Below are 21184 nucleotides of genomic sequence, written 5' to 3'. Positions count from 1 at the left end.
TTAGAAATCCTCGCTCGTAAACGAATCCGGCACTTCACTATATTCCAGTTAAAAGCCCGCTAATGTTTAGCGGGCTTTTAACTTCGATTTTCTAAAGTTTAAGCAAACTTCTTAATCATTTCAGACAGGTCATTGGTACAACTTTGCACTTTAGAGTTCATCTGATTCGTTTCTATCATCAGATCATACGATTCACTGTACTTTAGGTTAAGCGACTGGATGTTTTCGTTAATCTCATCCGTTACGTAAACCTGTTCCTCTATCGCTACCGCAATTTGTTGATTTCGCTCGACTACATCCTGAACGAGAGATTGTAGCTGTTGGATGCTTTCTAAAGCCGTGCCTAATAATGTTACCGTTCCAGTCGACATTTCATTGCCTTTCTCTAGCGCAGAAACCGCTGATTTGCTGCCCTTTTGAATTCCTTCAATGGCCGCTTTAATTTCTGTTGTCGATTCCTGTGTTCTTTTAGCAAGGGTTCTCACTTCATCCGCAACGACTGCAAACCCTCTCCCTTGCTCGCCTGCCCTCGCCGCTTCAATTGCTGCATTCAACGCTAATAAGTTGGTTTGTTCAGCAATATCATTGATCACTTCAACAACGGTTCCTATTTGCTCGGTTTGTTGGTTCAAACGCATGACCACTTTAGAGATTTCGCCGAGCTCATCCACCAGCTCTAGTACCGAGTGGTTAACATTATCGATAACGCTACGGCTATCTGTCATCGTGTTCTGCGCTTCTAGCGTAGCATCGGCCGTCGCTTGAGCATTATTTGATATCTCAGATGAAGAGGCTTGCATCTCGTTGACCGCTGTAGCGACCGAGTCGATCTCTACTTTCTGTGCACTCAAGTTTTCCGTCACTTGCTGGCTATTAGTCGCAGCACTGTTGGCACTTGCACGCGTTTCTTCGCAAGAGTCTTTTACAGACACCCCGACTCGCCCTAATAGCGCATCTGCAAATTGCTTACGCATCTTCATACCCAGCTCAATTTCAGCCAGATCGTTAATTTTTCCGCAATAAATATACTCCATTAGCGGATTGTTGAAGTCTTGCCTAGCCTGTCTAGCAAGCTTCTCAACTGGCCTTGTTAATACATAAATTGAGAAAACGGAAAGTAACGCAACAACGCCAAACGCTATCACTGGTGATTGATTCATTTGTAGAATGAGTAAGCCAAGAAGGTTTGAAATTAAAAGGAAGAAGGCCGATCTCATCCACAAACGTGTACGAGGAAGATACATTTTCCACGGCTTACGATTATTTCGAAGCTTCGAATACGCTTTTTCCGCTCGCTGGATGTGTATACGCTCAGGTTTAAATCTCACTGATTGGTATTCCACAACTTCACCATTAGATTTTATAGGAGAAGCAAACGCGTCAACCCAATAATAGCCGCCGTTTTTACGTCGATTTTTGACCATTCCCATCCAGTGTTTGCCAGTTTTCAGGTGAGTCCATAAATCTTTAAAAGCCTGTTTTGGCATATCAGGATGACGCACAACATTGTGGGGTTTACCGATAAGCTCCCCTTCATCAAACCCCGCTACTTCATTAAAGTTTTCACTGGCATATTTGATGTAACTGGAGGTATCGGTAATGGAAACTAGGCTGTAACTCGAGGGGTAATCGTATTCCGTTTCACTCATAAACATGTGTCCTTACATTGATCAATTAACAAACGGCAAATATGAATTTGTCAGCATAACATTTACATGCATAATGATAGGTTGATTCAAAAATAAAACAAAATTATTGACAAGCTTACTTGTTACTTAATGACTCTAGTCGCATTTTTATCCTCTAATACAAGGCTTCGTTAATATGTACAAGACTGAGCACTGTTCAAAATTAATACACAAAAGCCCTTCCGTACTGAGTTCGTAAATTGTTATAAGTAATCCACTAAAGCGAAAACAAGGAAGACAAACACAATGACTATTCACTTTCGTCAGCTTGCAGCTAAGAGAAACACGACACACTTGTTTATTGACGATTGGAAAATTAACACTCAGCAGTCTTGGGGGATATTCAGCGCGGATGGAGATATTGGCTCTCTGTTTGGAGACCTTATTTGTGATGAAATGTCACCAGATAGTGGGGAAATTGAGCTAAATGGGCTGTCCGTTGCGCAAGTGTCGTTATCAGAGCAACAGCGATTACTGGAAAGAGAATTAAAAAAGGATGATACGGATTTTCTTGATCGTATCGACCAAGGAAGCACTGTTTATTCATTAATCCTAGAGCAGAGCCAAGACACTAACTTAACTGAACAGCTAATTAATGATCTCGACCTAAGTCATCTTAAAGATAGTGGCTTCCGCGTTCTCTCTACCGGAGAAACCAAAAGAGTAATGCTCGCCCGAGCTTTAGCCACACAACCTGACTTAGTATTACTCGATAATCCATTTACTGGCTTAGATATTGAGCACCGAGCTGCTCTCGCTCGCTATTTACACTCGCTTTCTCAAACCGTACAGCTACTGGTCACCTTCTCTCGCGAATCTGACATGCCTGAGTGGATCAATAGCATCGCGCTTTTCAGTGCAGGAAAGCTTGATAGTACAATGGATAAGTCCAGTTGGGATAATCATCCAATCATTGGACAAATTAAATCTCAGTCAAAGCAACAGAGTGAAGAAATGATGAGCTTGATACGTCAGCATCAGCACTCGACGCCATTCAACAACCCAATATTTGAACTAAAGAATGGGGCTGTCGAATACACCGATAAGAAGATTTTTACTGACTTGAACTGGCGCATAGACAAGGGCCAACATTGGCAGGTCAAAGGCCCAAATGGTTGTGGAAAGAGTACCTTACTTGGATTGATCTTTGGCGATCATCCGCAATGCTACAGCAATGACATTGATATTTTTGGTAAAAAGCGTGGTACTGGCGAGACAATCTGGGAAATTAAGCAGCATATCGGCATGGTGTCTTCAGCGCTACACCTCCAATATCGAGTCAATTGCAGCGCATTAGAAGTCATTTTGTCAGGATTTTACGATTCGATTGGGTTGTATAACCAGCCAACTCGCAAAGAGATGAATATTGCAAACGAGTGGCTCGATATCTTACATATGAGCCAGTACAAAAAAACCTCATTCAAGCAATTAGAGTACGGTCAGCAGCGACTATTACTGATTGCAAGAGCCATCGTGAAACAACCCACATTATTGATTTTGGACGAGCCGTATCAAGGGTTAGATTTTTTGGGTAGACGGTTAGTTAAGAACACACTTGAACTCATCGCTAGAGAGAATTTAAGCCAACTATTGTATGTGTCTCACTACCAAGAAGACCGCTTAGATAGCATCAAAAATGAGTTAGAGTTTGTGTTTGATGAAAATGCTCAGTGTTATAGAGCTAACGTCTACCAATCATAATGACTTCGCTGCGCAAGCTGCTCATAAGGTAATGGTTTGGAGTACAGGTATCCCTGATGATATCTCACTCCCATCTGCTTTAAGTGTTCAGCTTGCGCTATGGTTTCCACGCCTTCAGCGATCAATTGTACTTGTAATTCTTCCGCGAAGTGAACCATCGCTTTTAAGACAGAAGCACTAAGGCTAGGAATACCAATGGTTTCGACAAAGCACTTATCGATTTTTAAGTAATCTATGCGCATGTGCTGTAGAAATGCTAACGAGGTTTGGCCAGTTCCAAAATCATCGATCAGCACATCAATACCATGCACTCGCAGCGCTGCAATGCATTTTCTCGCCTCTGAATCAATGAGCTGACGCTCCGTTATCTCTACCCCTAATGAGACTTTGTTTCGGCTCAACTGTCTGTCGAGCAATTGAATTTTTCTGATCGCGTTTGGTCCGACTAAATAACCAGGCGGCACGTTAATACCAAGGTGGACAGGCTGATCAAAGCCTAATTTACTGAAGTCCTCTGCCGCTTTATCCAGAACGAAATCAGTAAGTAAAAAAACCAATCCACTTTGCTCTGCCGCAGGGACAAACTCATCCGGAGAAATGAACCCCTTACTTTGATGCTCCCATCGCACTAGCGCTTCAAACCCGAATAACTGGCCGGTATCAACGTTAACTTGCGGTTGGTAATACAGGGTCAACTCTCCTCTTTTTATCGCTCTTTTAAGATCCAGTATCAAATTGCGATGAGGATCAATAAACTTATTCAACGCATACAAGCAAAGGTAGATCACGAAAATAATTGGAATTGAGTACAAAAAATAGGAAAGTGTTCTCTGTTTGACGAAAAGATCGCTGGCTTCGCTCAAAGCTTCATACTCAAACATTTGCGACGATTTGATACCGATAGGATTACTTCCCGCTCTTAATGCTCCTTCAGGTGAAACTTGCTCATGGATAAACAGCGCAGAACGTTTTAGGCGTAAATCGTTGTTAAACCCTATTGTCGCATTAAAGTAGTCATGATCGATAATCGTTACGGCTTGATAACCGCACTCTCCTTCCGTTACCACTAGCAAAAACTGATCGTACAAGCTATCAACACTACCAAGCGCTAGCGTTTGTCCCTTGGGAAAGGTGATGTGCTCAGCTAACGGTTTAGAGATACTTCCCAATTTCGAAGAACAAGTAATGACTCCCTCTTTCACAATGAGCATTTCTTCAATATCTCGTTCAAACATTAAGCTTTGCTGGAGCTCTTCACATCGTTCAGGGTGTAGCAGCGCCGTGCGGTTTTCTGTCTCTATTTGGAATAAAATTTCATCTGCAATTTGCACATTTTTTTCTAATAAATGATTGAGGTTGTTTTGCACGCTTTCACGAGCTAAATACAAAACCTCTCCAATAACCAAAGGAATAGGCAGAAGAAAAATGATGGCTTTTTTAAAAATCGCCTTATTCAGCATATAAAAGTAACCTTTTATAAAACCGATTTACTGAGATGGTACCTCGATTCCGATACCCGCTAGCAACTCACGTTTTTAACATTATTTGTTTGGATTAACTCAGTATGCGAAACGCTGAGTAATACCGCAAACTAAACAATGTCTTAATCACTCCTGTTCCAATTTAGTATCAAGCGCCTCAAACCTGAGACTTTAATTCGACACCATGTTATGTCTATCGGTACTTGCGAAAGTCTTTACCTGTCTGTTTCTCATCATGTAAGAATTACCCATTAAAATTATTTTTCTTTTCTCAGTGATTAAGAATTATATTTGTCGTAACTCCTACAACACGTTACAACACTCTCATGACGACAAACAAAGCTAATGCTAACCAGGTAAACGAAAAATCACTGCAGTTGTTAATGCAAGTTGCAGTTAGTCCGTTCCCAGTTTCTGCGAAAACGCTAAGCGAGCAATTGAACGTTCCTTTAAGCAGCCTTTACCGACACTTAAAACTGCTTAAAGAGTGGAACTTGATCGAAGAAAGCGTTCACGACAAGACATTTGTCGTTGGTCCGGCGGCATTATTACTCATGCACAGCTATGAGACCGCGCAACATGGGCTCGACATGGTCGAAACCATACTGGCTAGGTTGGTACAACAAACCGGGGAAATGGCCGCTTATATGGTACCAGCGGGTTATCGTGCGCTTTGTGTCAGACAGAAAGAAAGTATGCAGGCGCTGCGTTGCAGCTTCGTCCAGGGTCAAAGTCAACCTCTGCTGCGCGGTGCCTCATCTAAAGTGATGCTCGCTTTTATGCCTCAAAGTCGATGCGAGAAAATCTTGAGATACTTTAATCAAGATCACCGACGCGACGAGTGGGAAAAAGAGCTCACAACCATCCGTAAACACGGATATGCCGTCAGTACTTCTGAGATTGACCCTGGTGTTTCAGGTATTAGCGCACCGGTAATGAAAGGAAGCAAACTGATTGGCGCAGTCTCGGTGATGGCTCCGGCCCACCGAGTCGAAAAGGATAAGCAGCGCATTATTTTACATGTACTGCAAGCGGCAAGGGCACTACCACCAGAAAGGTAATTCATCATGTTAAGCTTTTTCAAACGCTATAAACTCCATCACACAGTGAAACAGCCGCAGCATTACCCTTTTTCTTTTATGACAGTGTGTGAGTATTTGCCTCCTATGTCGAAGGGTGCGTTTGAATTAGCTGATCAAAGTTTGGAAAATGCTAGCGATTGGCTATACCAACAGCATGATCATGAAACCGCTGAAAACTTTGGTCACTTCAACCACGACAAGCTGGAAAATGGCGAGTTTCAGGAAGCATTAAGCCTTTCGCTTTCTCGCCACTCAATTCCTGTTTTAGTAACTAACTGTACCGAGGCAATCTTGTCCATGTTACCTGTGGTCGTGTCCTATCGAGACGAAGTGGGTGTGGTAAATATTGGACATGACATGAACTTGAAACCAACACTTGAACCACGTTTAGGCTCGGCATTTCATTTTGCTCTTTCTCGCTATCAAAACGTGCGATTATTTTTTGCTGGTGTTAGCGAACAAGATACAAAGCAAGAAACGTGGGAATACGCGGAGGATCAAGGTTGTGACTGGGTAACCGATAAAGAGTTTTCTTTTCGTCATCGCAATAATGTTAAGCAACAGATCGGCAATTACCTAGACCACTGCGACCAAATAATCATTAGTATCGACCTTGGATCTCTAAAAACCAAAAACAGCCTTGATGGCGCGTCAGAAATTGATATCCAAATGGTTCTACGCACGATTAGGCAATGTTTGGTTGCAGGTAAAGTGCGAGCAATTCAGCTCGTTGGCGATCGAGATTGTCTGGTGTATTCGAGACAAACGAAAGCCATACTCGAAGAGTTATATCAGATGGCCCCACTCATCGTTCACGCTGCCTAGCGTTATAAACATTCAGAATCAGGATCGCGTCCTTCCTGATTCTGAACCAACATGCTTACTTATTATCCTTAACTAACAAATAGTTACACATATAAATCGACACACATCACACTTACCTCTTGAACTAACCTGACACTTACGTTGTAATAAGGCCGCTAAACTTTGGTATGACATACGAAATAAAAAATAACCAAAGTTCAATAACTAAGCGGCTTCAAAACAAAAAGTACCGCAGCTATTCCAATTTCAGTGAGCATTTGCTCACGCTCGCTTGATGCCATCTTGTTCCACTCATTAGGACATTTGATGATGCGTCTTTGCAGTATTTTCACTGCGGTTCTTTTTTTACCGCTAACCTCACACGCCACCACTTATGACTTAGCAGATATCAAGTCAAACACTAATGTTGCCTTTTGTAAAAACGGAACCATTCATGTAACGGGTTCTACTTACGATTGCACTACAAATATTGTTCTCCCGAAAGGCGATCAAATTATAAATAGTAGTCAAAGCTCATCGTCTTTAACCGCTCATGGTTCCATAACACTCCGTGGGCAGAATGTCATAGGCTCAAAGGAAAGCCCTATAAACATCAAAGCTAAAGGAACTTGGTTAAAAATTAATGGTAATAGCTACGTACTAGGTAATGTCTCTGCTTTAGGTTCTATAAAAATAACTGATAGTGAAATCGAAGGAGATATAGAAACCAATGGTGTTGGTGGAAATGGCCGTTCTGTCGAGTTTTACGGAGAGCACAACGTCCTTAATGGCAACATCATTGCTCAAAGTGACGTGTACATCGAATCTGGTATGTTCTGCGGTGATATCAAATCAAAAGGAACAAAAGTAGAAATTAATCAACTGGAATCGTCGCTTTCTAATACACCAATAGTTGTGGGCAACATTAATGCTCTATCGGGGATAAATCTTAATAATACGACAGTTTTTGGTTCTTTGACATCTCAGGGACATACTGTAGATACAGGTTTTGGCACGACCAAAATATATGCGAATAAGCAAGCTATTTCGGCAATGCATTTTTCAATTAATAACTCCAATACTTCTATTTGTGGTAGTGTGACAGCCACCCTAGAATCAAGTTCAAATTTCAACCACTATTGTGGCATTGATGAACCCAATTGTAGTTACGCAAATCAAACACCAACAACTTGCCCTATTCCTTCTTATATCCCTGAATGTAAAATTACGCCTCCATCAGAGAACGACTTCGACCTCAGCGTCACACCATCGGACGACATGGCACTGATGTGCGGCGACGATCTTCCGCAATTTACAGCAATGACAACCAATAATGGAGAAGTTGTAAGCGCAGAAGTCAGTGCAGCCCTATCACACCCTGACTTGTTCACTTTAGAGGTGATCAAAGGTCAGCAGACATTAAAAGCAAACCAATTTATGTCTGACGACAATGGTGAGCTCGTTGTTCGAATGGTCCCGAACGATATTGATACCATCGCGTTAGGTACTAACTACACGCTGACTTTCACTATGGCAGAAGACACCAGCAAGCATCAAACGGTTAGCTTTATGTTTACGCCATTTATGTTTGAGGCCTACTCAAAGACGAAAAGCGCCACTTTAAATGAAATACGCGTTATTGCAGGTAAACCAGAAAACGTGCATACGCGATTGCTTGCTTGTGCTTCCACCGGCGAACCTGTAGTCGCAAGCAACTACAATGGTACTCCTAAGGTTTTTCATCCATTGGTTCAACCATTAGGAGGAAGTGAAGGAAACTTTAGCTATTCAGCGGAATTTAAAGACGGCTTGTCTGAACATGGTCTTGTCACGAACGAGTCCGGCATATTTGAAGTGACATTGTCCGATCATTTTGAATGTGAGGGATTTGAAGAGTGCCCTGAAGAAGGCAAAGTGGAAGTGAAAGGGACATTTAATGTGCACTCGCGACCATGGACATTCGCTATCTGTGACAACCAACGTGCTTTGCCTTCTGGCACCTCTGAACAAGGAGATGGGTTTATTGCCGCCGGAGAACTTTTCTCTCTAACAGTGAAGCCGATCATTTGGCAAACTGACGGCTCTGTAAGTGGTTCTGTTGAATCAGCACGTTATTGTGATGCCTCTATCACCCGTAATTTTATGCTTGATGACGCTCCAGCAGCATCGGTTGTCTTGTCGAGTGAGCAACATACGCCATCAGAGACAGCGAACCAAACCTCAAAATTGCTAAAAAGTAGTGACTCACTGGCTCAGGCGCATAATTCAGCCAAGAATGATCAATTCGTCTTTAATGGATTATATTGGGAAGAAGTCGGGAGCTTGAGAGTAAAAGCAAACCTAGAAAGTAAATATCTAGGTATGACTGTTAACGAAAGCTATCGTTACATCGGTCGTTTTTACCCAAAATATTTTCAAGTGCAAGACCAAGAATGGCACTACCCACATGGCCAAACTTTTGCTTACATGAATCAACCTTTTGAGAAAGTCACTTACGATGTTGTCGCACTCAATGCGAATAAGGAAAACGTGAAGAACTACGTCCACTTTTCATCTAACCTTCAACAACATTTCGACTTAGGCGAGCTAAGCTCATACTCCGATCGGTTTTTGCCGCCTAAGCCTAAGAAGGTAGACTGGAAACTACTGGGTAGCGCGAGTGTTGGAACGTTTGTGATCGAGAAGCCCTCGACCAATGCGACTTGTAACAATAGCCCATGTTGGAAAAAGAACACGACAGATAAACAATACCCTGATGGCCCATTTAATAAAGGGACTAACAGTGACAGCAGCCAAATAGGTTTAGTCACGACTAAAGCCGTTGATGAGGTAAACTTCTTCGACGATAGCGAAGTGCTCACAAAACAACCAGACATTCGATTCGGTCGTTTGAACTTTCAAGATGTAGGTGGCAACCAAGGCATGGTGATCAAAGTGCCACTTGATGTGGAAATTTGGCAAAACGGTCGATTTACGACTAACTTCGATGACAGCTCAACAACGGCGAGTGGTGAATATTACTTCAGCACGCCAATTTGGTCTCATGCGCTAGCAAACAACGCCCTGCTTTCTGGCGTTGGAACGATGAGTATTGGCAGAATGACCGATATCGTTGCAAGCCAAATTGACTCAGCACGCGAGCAAATACAATTCCACCTGGATTTAGACGGCTCAGGTAATCGCATCCCTTGGCTGAAATACGATTGGGATAACACGACAAGTGAAGAGGAAAATCCACCTGTTACAGTTACGTTTGGTATTCACCGAGGAAACGATCGCATTATTTATCGTGGTGAGCCAAATATGCTTGGCCTAAATTAACGCGAAACGACAAAACAAAAAAAGCCCCTCAATTGAGGGGCTCTTTTCACACAGACTGTGTAATTTACTTTGCGCCACGACGCGCTTTCAGGCGCTTCACCATAGCAAGACGACGCTCTGCCGACCCTTGGTCTGTTGCCGACTGGTTCGGGTTATTACGACGACCTTGACGATTCTTGAATGCTGGTTTTGAGTGCAGCTTTTCAATGTAAGATTCACGCTGTTTTGGTTCATAGCCAGCAAGCTCAATACGGCGAATTCGCTGCTGGATTAGATTTTCAACCTGAACAACCGTGAGTTCTTCATCTCGATTTACAAATGAAACGGCATGACCTTGTTTACCTGCACGGCCTGTACGACCAATTCGGTGAACGTAATCTTCCGCTAGGAAAGGCATGTCATAGTTCACAACGTGAGGTAAATCTTCAATATCTAGACCTCGAGCAGCGACATCGGTAGCCACCATGACACGTGCTTTACCGGACTTAAACTCTTCTAGCGCACGACGACGAGCGCTTTGAGCACGGTCACCATGACAAACCACCGCTTTGATACCATCAAGTTTCAGCTCTTTTACAACGTCGTTTGCGGTCTCTTTGTAGTTCACAAATACCAACACTTGTTTCCAGTTCTTACGACCAATCAGTTCCGAAAGCAGTTCCGTTTTTCGCTCTTGATCAACTGGATATAACACGTGAGCAACTGTCTGTGCTGTCGTATTCGCTCGCTCAACTTCAATACGCTTAGGCTTACGCAGGATATCTTTTGCTAGCAGATTTAGTTGGCTCGAAGTCGTTGCAGAAAACATCATAATTTGCGGATCAGTATCCACATCTAGCATGATCTTACGAACTGCATGAATAAAGCCCATATCCAAGATACGGTCTGCTTCATCAAACACCAAAAACTCTAAGTGTGCCACCGAGACATTACCTTGTTCGATGTGTTCTTCCAATCGACCAGGTGTAGCCACAAGGATATCAACACCATTTTCCAGTGCCGCAACCTGAGAAGACATTTTACGGCCACCGAAAATCGCCGCCACCGACAGATTGGTGTACTTCGTGTAAGCTTTGATGTTGTCAGCAATTTGTTCAGCAAGCTCGCGAGTTGGAGCCAAGATAAGTGCACGAGCAGTCTTACGAGAAGCGCTACGGTTACTGTCTAACAACTGCTGAATCATAGGCAGAGAAAACGCAGCCGTTTTACCAGTACCTGTTTGTGCTGTAGCGAAAATATCATGGCCTTTGCGAGCCATTGGAATCGCCTTCTGTTGAATTGGCGTTAACTTTTCATAACCGCATTCTGCCAGTGCTTTAACCACTTCTGGCGCAAAACCTTGAGATGAAAATGACATTGAGCGTATTCCTTAAACAAACCACTAAAAATAGCTTTAAAAATTTAGCCGTGCACTATACCCGAATTTGAGTGATTTATCTCACTTTTCTCATTGAAACGCTACAAAAGCAAAAACGGCGAACACAGACAGATTGCTGGCTCACCGTTTCCGTTTAACATTTGTTCGATTTAACGCTTGATGCCAGACAACTGAAGGAGAATTTGCTCAAGTTCATCCCATGGCAACAGCTGAGAATCTATCACTTCTAATCGTGATTCAAACCCTTCTAAGCTGATTTCATTCACCGACACGACTCGGTTGGCAACATTAAACGCGTAACACCCCTGATCCGTGTTGACCACCGCTTTAACACGTTCAGCCGTTAAGTCCGAAAGCATTGAGAAGAGTTTATCAAAATCAAACGTGTACTCTGCCCCAAACAACCACCCGCAACTAAAATACCCTTGCCCTTTGTTCTCTTTACGCACAAAGGCTTCACCTGGCGGCAACTGGAATTGAGGCTCTTGGTGAGCATGGTCATGATGATGTGACTCGATATGGGAAGAAGCGCTGCCGTAAACCCGTTCGATATCCAAGACTTCTATCGGTAACTCACCATCATGAATAAGCTTACTGAATACTTTTGAGGGAGATTGGTCCGTCACCCAGTCATTAAACACATCAATGTCGTGACTGGTACAAAGGTCAACCTTACTGCCTATAACCACATCTGCGCTGTCTAACTGGTCCACGAAATTTTGGTTAGAAAGGTATTTTTCATCACTTAAGTTACGCGGATCAACCAGAGCGATCGTCGCTTTTAGATCAACGTAAGGTTCATACTGCTGTGAGGTAAGCGTCGCGATAACCTGTTTTGGATGACCAAGGCCTGTCGGCTCAATCAATAAACGGTCCGGTTTTTGGCGCAGTAACGCGGTAATACCGACCGACATTGGCACGCCCGCCGTACAACACATACAGCCACCCGGCACTTCTTTAATCAGCGCACCTTGGTCGGTCATCAATGCACCGTCGATGCCAATCTCACCAAATTCATTGACCAAAACCGCCCAGTTTTCGTTTTCCGGTTTGTTCTTCAGTAGATTTAAAATCGTGGTCGTTTTACCGACACCCAAAAATCCGGTCAGTATGTTGGTTGGTACTCGATTTGACATGCTTATCTCCGACACGTTAGTGCATTAATGCTCCAGCAAAGTATACGGAGAATGTGACTCGCTTCAACGCTTTTTATCGCACGCATCAAGCTCATTGCGTGATGCGTTGGAACACATTTTTCGAGCTTGTTTGGGTTGACTTATCAACTCCGAACGCTTCATATCAGACAGGTATCTACTGGTATAAATAACGCAAGTAAAAAACGCGATAATAGCGACTACAATGGGAAGAACTCCGAGTGTGTTTTCGAATTTAAGCGCAGCGATAGCCAATGCGAAAACAACGACAGAGATAAGTGCGATAGACTTACTTTTGTTGCTTTTCATGATAACTCGCCTTTCGTAAGGGTAGCCCCTAATACCTCCTGTATTAGGGGAGTGCCAGTTTGAACAACATCCAACCTGACTATTCAATGCTACTCCTTTCGCTACTTGTGAAATTTGACAAAGCTAACATTTACTACAACATCAAACGACGAGCTTATTATTATCTTTCATATACTTACTGGATTTTAAAACACTTACTAGCAAATCGACCCGCCGCTGACCAATATGTCGTTTTCATTGGCAATACAAACTTGCGCCACCAGCCTTAGCCCTTCGACTATCATCTCCAGAGACATAGAAGGCTGACTGCCATCTGCTGCTTGTTCTGGCAATAATGGAATATGAACAAACCCGTGACGAATCGGATTGTCTTTCAAGTAATGTTGGATGCCATAAAAAAGGTGGTTACATACAAATGTTCCAGCACTGTTGGAAATCTGGCTAGGTATACCCTGCGTTTGCAATGTTTGCACAACACGCTTCATCGGTAGTGTCGAGAAGTAAGCATCAGGACCATCAGCCACCACGGGTTCATCAATCGGTTGATGACCAGCGTTATCTGGAATACGAAAATCATCGACATTGATTGCGACACGCTCTGGGGTTATCGCGCTACGCCCGGCCGCTTGCCCTACAGTAATCACACAGTCTGGCTGGTGCGCTTCTATTGCTTCAATAACGACTTTCACCGAGTCATATCGAACTACGGGGACTGGGCAAGTAACTATCACACCTCCTTTTATGGCCGCGGCCTCTAATTGCTTGACCGCTTCTAAGGCGGGGTTAATGGCGTCACCACCAAAAGGTTCAAAACCGGTAATCAGGACTTTCTTCATAACAGCCTTTAGGAAAAGAGTTTCACAAATTATTGCACTCCCCTTCACCCCATCCAATAGCAAAAGTATTGATGAGATAAACCAGACAACATTATGTGACTCATGTCTAACCAGAGAGTGTTTTCTGCCTCATTGAATCTAGGCAAGTTCCGGACTATCGAGACTAACTTATTGATGATTAGTGGCAGGGCAAGGTTCTCTCATTACATGACGCACGTAGAAGCTTGGTTTCCACGCTTAACTTAGGTAGAGTACGCGACCGCAATGCAATTCGAAGAGATTGAATACAATGAATATTGATAACCATGTAATCGAAACGATTGAAGAGTTAGAGGCATTTCTGCATTTAGTAGAAAGCGGCGCTCTGGGTCTTGAAGGTGTCACTGGCGTTGCGCTAGCCACCTCTAATACCGATGGCCGTCCATTTGTTGCCGTATTAGGAGAAAAGCACCAATTGCTCCTCGGTCGCTGGGTTTCGCAGCACGTATATGACAATGGTAAAGACATCGTTCGTAACGGCCCAACCAGAAAACACTAAGCGCTCGACGCCACCTATAACATCACGCCGTCTTATACACCAAGCGTATGCTTTGAAAGCAATGCGCTTGGTGTACTCAAAAAATAAAAAAGAAAAGGCTAGCCTTTATTAATTTTGTCGGTATACTGCACATCAGCTCTTACGGAAAGAGCTATTAATGTAATTAAAGATCAAAGTTTCTCTCAGTTCCACATCGAATTCCTCGTTTACGTTCCTGCGACAAAATAGTTATCTCTAAAATCATATAGTAGCACTTGATATTAGCTAAAAATTCAATATTTAAAACAATCAAATATAGAGGTATCTATGTCTAATAAATTAACTGGTTCAGTAAAATGGTTCAACGAAACTAAAGGTTTTGGTTTTATTTCTCAAGACAATGGCGGTGATGACGTATTCGTTCACTTCCGTTCTATTGTTTCTGAAGGCTTCAAAACTCTTACTGAGGGCCAAAAAGTATCGTTCGTTGTTGAACAAGGTAACAAAGGTTTACAAGCAGCTGAAGTAACTGCACTGTAATTCTTTGTGTGGCATCAATGTTGTTGGTGCCACAATCCCCTTCCACTTATTACTGCCCTTACTATTCTCTATCTAAGTTTATATACCCAAATCACTTACCTCTCCCACACCATCATTAATCACTTTCAATAAAGTCACTTTGGTATACATCTTTAGGTAATCACACCGCCTACCTTGCAATTCCAGTTTGGAACTAAATTAATCTCATTCATATCTGAATCACTTCGCCTCATGCTTTGCTCATAAAAATAAAGTTTATAAAATAAAAGCGATTGGCGAATATAAGAGAAAAAATGAAATTAAATATATCTGCTCAATCAATAAATTCTAATAATTACGAGCACATTATCCCTAGCTGAGAGATTGAGTTTGCACTGAAATGCCATTACATGAAGCCATTTATCGGACAACACTTTATAGGGACAGCGTCTGGATTCACACACTTCGGAGCATTTGTTGAGTTAGAGGAAAACCGAATCGAAGGTCTCATTCCTTTATCAAGTTTCCAAAATGGTGAGTTCGAATTTGATGCAGTCAAACAAAAAATTTCTAGCCAGAGCACCACGTTTACTTTAGGGACTAAAGTGCACGTATTGGTTAAAAACGTCGATTCGAAACAAAGAAAGATCATGTTCAATTTAAAAGATGCAGAACACACGGTAGGTTAGTCTGTTTTAGGTTACTTTCTAATCCATTAATCAAAAATAAAAAATAAGCTTTTAATACCGCAATTAACTTGTGACATTTCGCTGACATCGACTCATTCTAAAACCCTAATATCTGACAAAGGAAACGAATCTAATTTTTGTTTCCAGACACCATCGCAGAGTGTATTTCCAGCACTCTGTTTGCCTCGAGAGGTTCTTATGACAGCCTAGGATCTCTCGAGGCTTTTTTGCACCTATTCAAACCACCTGATTCTACATCACAACTATTATCCCCTACACAAGCTGTACTTTTTAACTAGTGCACTAGATCGCGAACTCTGATTTAAGCAACTGATCACACAACCACTTCTAAATTTTGGGTATAAAAGTATCAATACTTTCGCTAACTAGGATGTAAATAATGAAAAACTCGTTTGATCTCACTATGCCCAACGAAGAAGGATACTTTGGTGAATACGGTGGTAGTTTTGTTCCACCTGAGCTTGAACAAATCATGCATGACATCAACGCAGCTTATGAGGAATGCAGCAAAGATCCTGAATTTAAAGCGGAACTCGCTCGCCTGTATAAGCACTTTGTTGGACGACCTAGCCCAATCTTCCATGCGGAAAACTTGTCTAAAAAATACGGAGCAGACATCTACCTAAAGCGCGAAGACTTAAACCATACAGGCGCACATAAAATTAACCACTGCTTAGGGGAAGCCATTCTCGCTAAAAAGATGGGTAAGAAGAAACTAATTGCAGAAACTGGCGCAGGGCAACACGGTGTTGCGCTTGCTACAGCCGCGGCATTGGTTGGCTTGAAATGCGACATTTACATGGGTGAAGTTGATATCGCCAAAGAGCATCCGAATGTCGTCCGCATGAGAATCCTTGGTGCTAATGTCATTCCTGCCACTCATGGGCGCAAAACCCTCAAAGAAGCGGTAGATTCTGCATTCGAAGCTTATCTGAAAGATCCTGATACACAACTTTATGCGATAGGCTCTGTCGTTGGCCCTCACCCATTCCCTAAAATGGTGAGAGATTTCCAATCAATTATCGGTAACGAAGCACGAGTTCAATTCAAAGAAATGACCGGCAAGTTACCCAATAATCTCGTCGCATGCGTTGGAGGTGGTTCTAACGCGATGGGGCTATTTACTGCTTTCTTAGAGAATGAACAAGTCGCCATTCACGGCGTTGAACCTGCGGGCCGCTCTTTGCAAAAGGTTGGCGAGCATGCTGCAACACTCACACTCGGTGAGCCAGGTATCATGCACGGATTTAAGTCTTACATGCTTAAAGATGCGCAAGGCGAACCTCAGGAAGTGTACTCTGTAGCAAGTGGCTTGGATTACCCATCGGTTGGGCCTCAGCATAGTTACTTAAAAGACATTGGCCGTGTCAATTACGGCTCAATCAGTGATGACGAAGCGATTGATGCCTTCTTTGAGCTGTCTCGTGAAGAGGGAATAATCCCTGCTATTGAATCCTCACACGCTGTCGCTTACGCAATTAAACTCGCACAGCAAGGAGAAACCGGCTCGATTTTGATCAACTTATCAGGCCGTGGTGACAAAGACATTGATTTTGTCGTTGAACACTACGGCGCAAAATACGGCATTGAATCACTCATATAGCCTAACTCCGTAGCCTAACCCTACATGCAAAAAGCTACCTGGTACTAGGTAGCTTTTTGTTTTTGTCTACTATTTTAAGAAGCAAGTCCCTTTACTCACTGCTCTCACTATACCTTTAGAGCATAATTCGATTAACCGATAAGAGCTGGAATGCCTGGAAGCTGACCAACAATAGCAAGGGAGCCTGCACATACGATAAACGCAGTGCCAGGAATCAGATATTTATCTTTGCGCGATAGTTCGTTAGCACGCTCATGGTCGCCGATAAGCCCGAGGTTATCCAACAGCATCGTGATTGCCCAACCGAAGACTGGATTAACGAATGCACAGGCAAAAATACAGATACCTGCACTGAGTGAATCTTTATGCTTATGGATCATCTGCATACCCGCTTCAAGGAGTGGTAAGAATACACCCACAATCAAAGCAACGCGCAGAACAGGTTCCCACATTGCTAGATCCATTGGGTAGCCAATTACCGCCGCCGCAATACACATGAAACCCGTCAACAGAGCGCCACCTGGAATAGGACGCTTGGCAATTGCGGCAGGAATCATGTACGTTCCCCAAGAAGAAGCTAGGTTTCCGCCCCCTAAGAGTGAACCAACCCCCTGACGAACAGATGCTCCGACCATCGTGTCGTCGACATCCATGAGTACACCTTTCGCTTCTTTTGGGTAGTTAAGTTCTTGAAACACACGATGGCCGAGATAATCAGGGGACCACATAGCGACTGCCAGTAGAGCAAATGGAGTCACGGCAATAAAGTGCTCTAGGGTTGGCCAGCCTAGCTGCCAGCCTGTATCTTCCCCCCACCAGTAGAATGGACTGAAATTAGGTAGGCCCGGTTCTGTGGTAAAAGCAAACTCAGCGCCCATCAAATAAGCAACAATACCCGCGAGTGCAGAGCACAATGGGATAGCGAGCCAACGTTTATTGATCTTGGCTAAGTAAGCGTAAACCATAACGGTTAGGCCTATGACCACAAACGAAATGTAACCTTGGTCCGTACTTGCAGCCCACGCTTCCGTCTTATTAATTTGCCCGAGCAACCCAACGGCACCAAGGTAGATCAACAACCCTCCTCGAACCCCGATACCAGTAAGAGTCATGAGTTTAGAGCCACCTTTGGTTAAGGCGAGAATTAACCCAAAAACACATACCATCAAACCTAGCGCGAGAGGGTGCCCTCCTGCAGCTGCAATCATAGGAATCAGCGGTATCATTGGGCCATGGGTTCCCGCTAAGTTTGCATTCGGGTTTAGGATGGCAGAAAACAGGATGACGAACAGGGCTCCAGCGATAAGTAATTCGTAACGCACGTTTTCTGCAATGAATTCCGGAGATAAACCAAACTGAGCAGAAAAAGCGGAAACCATGGCAGTGACCATAACCACTTTACCAATGGTTGCTGCTAATGCCGGTACCCAGTCTTCGATTTCAATACTGTAATCACGTGAGGGCAAATGAATTCCCCAGCGACGGAAACTCATGACGGTTAAATCATGATTTAGAAAGTCTTCTCGGTTTTCAAATTCATGCGGTTTTTTGCGCACATCCCTGTAAAAAGTCTTACTTTTGTCAGACATTGAGTCATCCTTTTATGTTTCAACGTTGAACTACGTCAACTAGAGTTTCGCTTGGTAGACAGGCCTTCGACCAATACGAGACAACACCCACATCAAACTTCTAGGCCATACTAAGAAAGCGGCATGAACCAATTTTGATTTTGAGCTTATTAAGCATGTGTTGCTATGGGTAGGAATATTAGACATTAGTAAAAGAACAACAAAAATCTCACTTATTACACAATAATTTAACATCGAACTAGGACGCTTGAACTTTTATGAGTCATTTTTGAGCAGAGAGCCAAGTAGAACGGCCAATTCCGATTTATACTTTCAAGGTAGAGATCACTGTGCTCGCATCCATCGCAAAGTAACTATAGATATCTCTGCATTGTATACTTTGTTAAACTCCGCCCTTTAATGAGTAAGGCCCTTAAAAATGATGACTGACGAAGAGAGAATCGAGCTGCAACAGAACAATCCACTGCACGGATTAAAGCTAGAGACTATGTTGCAAGAGTTAGTGGATTTTTACGGCTGGGACATTCTAGATACAGCAATGCGTTTTAATTGCTTTAACACTAAGCCTTCGATTGCAAGTAGCGTGAAGTATTTAAAGAAAACCGAATGGGCGAGAGAAAAATTAGAAAACTTTTACCTTTATCGCTTTAAGCGCATGCCACGCGCGAGCGAAGAAGAATACAACTTACCACCAAGAGCTCGTACCTTCCCTCATGGCCTTGAACCTAAAGAGCCAATGCCGCTAACCGTTGACTCTATTCTTAAGTCACAAGCCAAAGCAGCGTCTGCATTTAAAAAGCGTTCACCTCGCGGACGCCCTGCTCGTCGCCAATAACACTATCTTGAAAAGCAATAGAGCCCTACTGGTAGCTCCAGCAGGGCTCTATTGTTCTTTAAAGGAATGGCTAGAAGCGAAGACTCAAGCTAGTGAGCATTCCCTTTCTCTAACAACTCCCGTAAGTAAACTCACATGTAGTTTACGTTTTCTATTGATTACGCTTTTTCTTCTTTTTACCCGTACCTGCCGGCTTCGCTCGCGGCTTCATTGGTAAAAAGTAGGCTTCACTCTGATCGTCTTCCACTTCAAAACCGACTACCTGCTCGCGTTCAAGTTGGAACTTATTTTTCTTTTCTATCACTTTGAAATGGTGGTAGTCGTCGTAATCGATAAGAGATAATCCTAAACCTACTTCACCAGCACGACCACTACGACCGATTCGATGCATATAATCAGCAGGGCTACGCGGAAGATCGAAGTTAATCACCACTGGAAGTTTTTCAATATCAAGGCCGCGTGCTGCGATATCGGTGGCAATAAGAACTTGAATCTCGCCAGACTTAAAACCGTCAAGGACACGAGTACGAGCGCCCTGCCCTTTATCACCATGGAAAACTTCAGCGGTAATACCGCGTTTTGACAACTTTTGAGCTAAATGGTTACAGGCATTCTTAGCGTTCACAAAAATCAGAGTCTGTCGCCACTGATGCTGTTTGATTAAGTGCGCGAGTACCGCCGTCTTCTCACCTTTATTTACGCTAAACACGCGCTGCACCAAAGTGCTGGCTTCTGCGCTCTGCAACTGAACTTCAACAGGGGCGCGGAGCAACTGCTGAGCCAGCGTCGTGACTTTATCAGGGAAAGTTGCAGAAAATAACAGCGTCTGTTTCTTCTCTGGCAGTAACGCAAGAATCTTATTCAGTTCTTCGGTAAATCCGAGGCTCAACATTCGGTCGGCTTCGTCAAGAACAAGCGTTTTTACTTGGTCCAACTTAATCGCGTTACTGGATACCAGATCAAGTAATCGACCCGGCGTTGCAACAATGATGTCACAGCCACCACGAAGCGCCAGCATTTGTGGGTTCACCGATACACCACCAAATACGGCAACCGTTTTGATCTTATCTCTGAGATGGTATGAGTAAGATTTGACGTTATATGCCACCTGTGATGCCAACTCACGAGTTGGTACTAAAATCAGGTGGGAAACGAAGTTGCCACGGCGATTGTTTGATTCGTCTTGCTGAACAATTTTTTGCAAGATTGGCAGCGAAAAAGCAGCGGTTTTACCAGACCCCGTATTGGCACCACCAATAATATCTTTCCCTTCAAGGATATCAGGAATAGAACGGGATTGAATGGGCGTCGGTTGGCTGTATTCCAACGCTTCTAGTCGCTCGACTAATGTTGGAATCAGGCCAAGATCGGCAAATGTCGCTTGCTGTGTTTTATCTATCATTACGATGAGTGGCTCAGTGCTAGTAAAGGCCGTGTATCTTATGCTATTTCGCGTCTGGATGTTAGAAATAATGGGCCAAACAGAAGATTGGTGAAAGAAGCACTATAGGGTTCAGGAATTTCCTTTCACTAACATGAGTTAATGGTTTCGGTAACCAATACTCTACGACCAAGATGGTAGCGTTCGCGACGAATCTATTATCCACTTCGAAATTGATTTCAGCTCATTTGGGGTAGAAAAATGTTATAACATAAC

At 43.3% G+C, this 21184-nt stretch carries 16 protein-coding genes and 1 pseudogene; 9 read left to right on the top strand and 8 right to left on the bottom strand.

Translation table 11 applies throughout. The annotated features are described in order from the left end of the window. Positions 1 to 98: 98 nt before the first annotated feature. On the bottom strand, positions 99 to 1649 hold the full coding sequence (locus tag KJB35_RS27510; RefSeq protein WP_285357774.1) for a PAS domain-containing methyl-accepting chemotaxis protein: 1551 nt from the start codon (positions 1647 to 1649) through the stop codon (positions 99 to 101). Between the two features lie 285 nt (positions 1650 to 1934). On the opposite strand from KJB35_RS27510, the gene modF reads away from it, so the two are divergent. Beyond that, positions 1935 to 3389, top strand: coding sequence for a molybdate ABC transporter ATP-binding protein ModF (gene modF / locus KJB35_RS27505; protein WP_285357776.1), 1455 nt, complete (start codon positions 1935 to 1937; stop codon positions 3387 to 3389). Here modF and KJB35_RS27500 read toward each other — a convergent pair. Beyond that, positions 3377 to 4849 (bottom strand): EAL domain-containing protein, encoded by a 1473-nt coding sequence (locus KJB35_RS27500; protein ID WP_285357778.1) that lies wholly within the window; start codon positions 4847 to 4849, stop codon positions 3377 to 3379. The genes modF and KJB35_RS27500 overlap by 13 nt on opposite strands. A 347-nt stretch (positions 4850 to 5196) precedes the next feature. Between KJB35_RS27500 and KJB35_RS27495 the strand changes: the two genes are divergently transcribed. From KJB35_RS27495 to KJB35_RS27485, 3 genes are all read left to right on the top strand, one after another. Beyond that, entirely contained in the window at positions 5197 to 5931 is a 735-nt protein-coding gene (locus tag KJB35_RS27495) for an IclR family transcriptional regulator (RefSeq protein WP_005386192.1), read from the top strand. 6 nt (positions 5932 to 5937) lie between these two features. Next, the gene (locus KJB35_RS27490) at positions 5938 to 6777 is read left to right on the top strand and encodes an arginase family protein (protein WP_025768977.1); all 840 of its coding nucleotides are present in this window, start codon (positions 5938 to 5940) and stop codon (positions 6775 to 6777) included. 306 nt (positions 6778 to 7083) lie between these two features. Beyond that, a complete protein-coding gene (locus KJB35_RS27485; RefSeq protein WP_285357780.1) occupies positions 7084 to 10077 on the top strand; it encodes a DUF6701 domain-containing protein in 2994 nt (997 codons plus the stop codon). A gap of 64 nt (positions 10078 to 10141) precedes the next feature. On the opposite strand, the gene KJB35_RS27480 is transcribed toward KJB35_RS27485, so the two are convergent. The 4 genes from KJB35_RS27480 to pcp form a co-directional block, all read right to left on the bottom strand. Next, positions 10142 to 11434 carry a DEAD/DEAH box helicase gene (locus KJB35_RS27480; protein ID WP_053350644.1) on the bottom strand — a complete coding sequence of 431 codons (1293 nt, stop codon included), beginning with the start codon at positions 11432 to 11434 and terminating at the stop codon, positions 10142 to 10144. A 170-nt stretch (positions 11435 to 11604) separates the two neighbouring features. Then, positions 11605 to 12591, bottom strand: coding sequence for a GTP-binding protein (locus KJB35_RS27475; protein ID WP_172563871.1), 987 nt, complete (start codon positions 12589 to 12591; stop codon positions 11605 to 11607). Between the two features lie 63 nt (positions 12592 to 12654). Next, positions 12655 to 12918: a hypothetical protein gene (locus KJB35_RS27470; RefSeq protein WP_005375648.1), complete on the bottom strand. Its 264-nt coding sequence runs from the start codon at positions 12916 to 12918 to the stop codon at positions 12655 to 12657. A gap of 197 nt (positions 12919 to 13115) precedes the next feature. After that, positions 13116 to 13754, bottom strand: coding sequence for a pyroglutamyl-peptidase I (pcp, locus tag KJB35_RS27465; protein WP_213907615.1), 639 nt, complete (start codon positions 13752 to 13754; stop codon positions 13116 to 13118). Positions 13755 to 14043: 289 nt separating this feature from the next. On the opposite strand from pcp, the gene KJB35_RS27460 reads away from it, so the two are divergent. The 4 genes and pseudogenes from KJB35_RS27460 (at position 14044) to trpB (ending at position 17103) form a co-directional block, all read left to right on the top strand. Further along, on the top strand, positions 14044 to 14292 hold the full coding sequence (locus KJB35_RS27460; protein WP_005375646.1) for a hypothetical protein: 249 nt from the start codon (positions 14044 to 14046) through the stop codon (positions 14290 to 14292). Between the two features lie 306 nt (positions 14293 to 14598). Next, entirely contained in the window at positions 14599 to 14811 is a 213-nt protein-coding gene (locus KJB35_RS27455) for a cold-shock protein (RefSeq protein WP_005375644.1), read from the top strand. Positions 14812 to 15170: 359 nt separating this feature from the next. Then, positions 15171 to 15479 (top strand): annotated as a pseudogene (locus tag KJB35_RS27450) (S1 RNA-binding domain-containing protein); the annotation flags it as partial. 400 nt (positions 15480 to 15879) lie between these two features. After that, a complete protein-coding gene (gene trpB / locus KJB35_RS27445) occupies positions 15880 to 17103 on the top strand; it encodes a tryptophan synthase subunit beta (RefSeq protein ID WP_213907614.1) in 1224 nt (407 codons plus the stop codon). A gap of 131 nt (positions 17104 to 17234) precedes the next feature. Here trpB and KJB35_RS27440 read toward each other — a convergent pair whose 3' ends face one another. Beyond that, entirely contained in the window at positions 17235 to 18692 is a 1458-nt protein-coding gene (locus tag KJB35_RS27440) for a DUF3360 domain-containing protein (protein WP_025768982.1), read from the bottom strand. A gap of 418 nt (positions 18693 to 19110) precedes the next feature. On the opposite strand from KJB35_RS27440, the gene KJB35_RS27435 reads away from it, so the two are divergent. Continuing rightward, complete coding sequence (locus tag KJB35_RS27435) at positions 19111 to 19527, top strand: VF530 family DNA-binding protein (RefSeq protein WP_005375544.1); 417 nt, start codon at positions 19111 to 19113, stop codon at positions 19525 to 19527. Between the two features lie 151 nt (positions 19528 to 19678). Here KJB35_RS27435 and KJB35_RS27430 read toward each other — a convergent pair whose 3' ends face one another. Beyond that, complete coding sequence (locus KJB35_RS27430; RefSeq protein WP_025768983.1) at positions 19679 to 20929, bottom strand: DEAD/DEAH box helicase; 1251 nt, start codon at positions 20927 to 20929, stop codon at positions 19679 to 19681. Positions 20930 to 21184 lie beyond the last annotated feature (255 nt).

The organism is Vibrio sp. D431a, from assembly GCF_030248655.1.
In the GTDB taxonomy this organism is placed as follows: Bacteria; Pseudomonadota; Gammaproteobacteria; order Enterobacterales; family Vibrionaceae; genus Vibrio; species Vibrio alginolyticus.
Note: the sequence above shows the minus strand (reverse complement) of the source record. Positions and strands in the feature narration are given on the sequence as shown.

What these genes read in the sequence shown, in the direction of transcription:
- KJB35_RS27510 (WP_285357774.1), bottom strand. Translation starts at nt 1,649, where the DNA reads ATGAGTGAAACGGAATACGATTACCCCTCGAGTTACAGCCTAGTTTCC.
- KJB35_RS27440 (WP_025768982.1), bottom strand. Translation starts at nt 18,692, where the DNA reads ATGTCTGACAAAAGTAAGACTTTTTACAGGGATGTGCGCAAAAAACCG.
- KJB35_RS27455 (WP_005375644.1), top strand. Translation starts at nt 14,599, where the DNA reads ATGTCTAATAAATTAACTGGTTCAGTAAAATGGTTCAACGAAACTAAA.
- KJB35_RS27460 (WP_005375646.1), top strand. Translation starts at nt 14,044, where the DNA reads ATGAATATTGATAACCATGTAATCGAAACGATTGAAGAGTTAGAGGCA.
- KJB35_RS27485 (WP_285357780.1), top strand. Translation starts at nt 7,084, where the DNA reads ATGATGCGTCTTTGCAGTATTTTCACTGCGGTTCTTTTTTTACCGCTA.
- KJB35_RS27435 (WP_005375544.1), top strand. Translation starts at nt 19,111, where the DNA reads ATGATGACTGACGAAGAGAGAATCGAGCTGCAACAGAACAATCCACTG.
- KJB35_RS27500 (WP_285357778.1), bottom strand. Translation starts at nt 4,849, where the DNA reads ATGCTGAATAAGGCGATTTTTAAAAAAGCCATCATTTTTCTTCTGCCT.
- KJB35_RS27475 (WP_172563871.1), bottom strand. Translation starts at nt 12,591, where the DNA reads ATGTCAAATCGAGTACCAACCAACATACTGACCGGATTTTTGGGTGTC.
- KJB35_RS27495 (WP_005386192.1), top strand. Translation starts at nt 5,197, where the DNA reads ATGACGACAAACAAAGCTAATGCTAACCAGGTAAACGAAAAATCACTG.
- KJB35_RS27430 (WP_025768983.1), bottom strand. Translation starts at nt 20,929, where the DNA reads ATGATAGATAAAACACAGCAAGCGACATTTGCCGATCTTGGCCTGATT.
- trpB (WP_213907614.1), top strand. Translation starts at nt 15,880, where the DNA reads ATGAAAAACTCGTTTGATCTCACTATGCCCAACGAAGAAGGATACTTT.
- pcp (WP_213907615.1), bottom strand. Translation starts at nt 13,754, where the DNA reads ATGAAGAAAGTCCTGATTACCGGTTTTGAACCTTTTGGTGGTGACGCC.
- KJB35_RS27490 (WP_025768977.1), top strand. Translation starts at nt 5,938, where the DNA reads ATGTTAAGCTTTTTCAAACGCTATAAACTCCATCACACAGTGAAACAG.
- KJB35_RS27480 (WP_053350644.1), bottom strand. Translation starts at nt 11,434, where the DNA reads ATGTCATTTTCATCTCAAGGTTTTGCGCCAGAAGTGGTTAAAGCACTG.
- KJB35_RS27470 (WP_005375648.1), bottom strand. Translation starts at nt 12,918, where the DNA reads ATGAAAAGCAACAAAAGTAAGTCTATCGCACTTATCTCTGTCGTTGTT.
- modF (WP_285357776.1), top strand. Translation starts at nt 1,935, where the DNA reads ATGACTATTCACTTTCGTCAGCTTGCAGCTAAGAGAAACACGACACAC.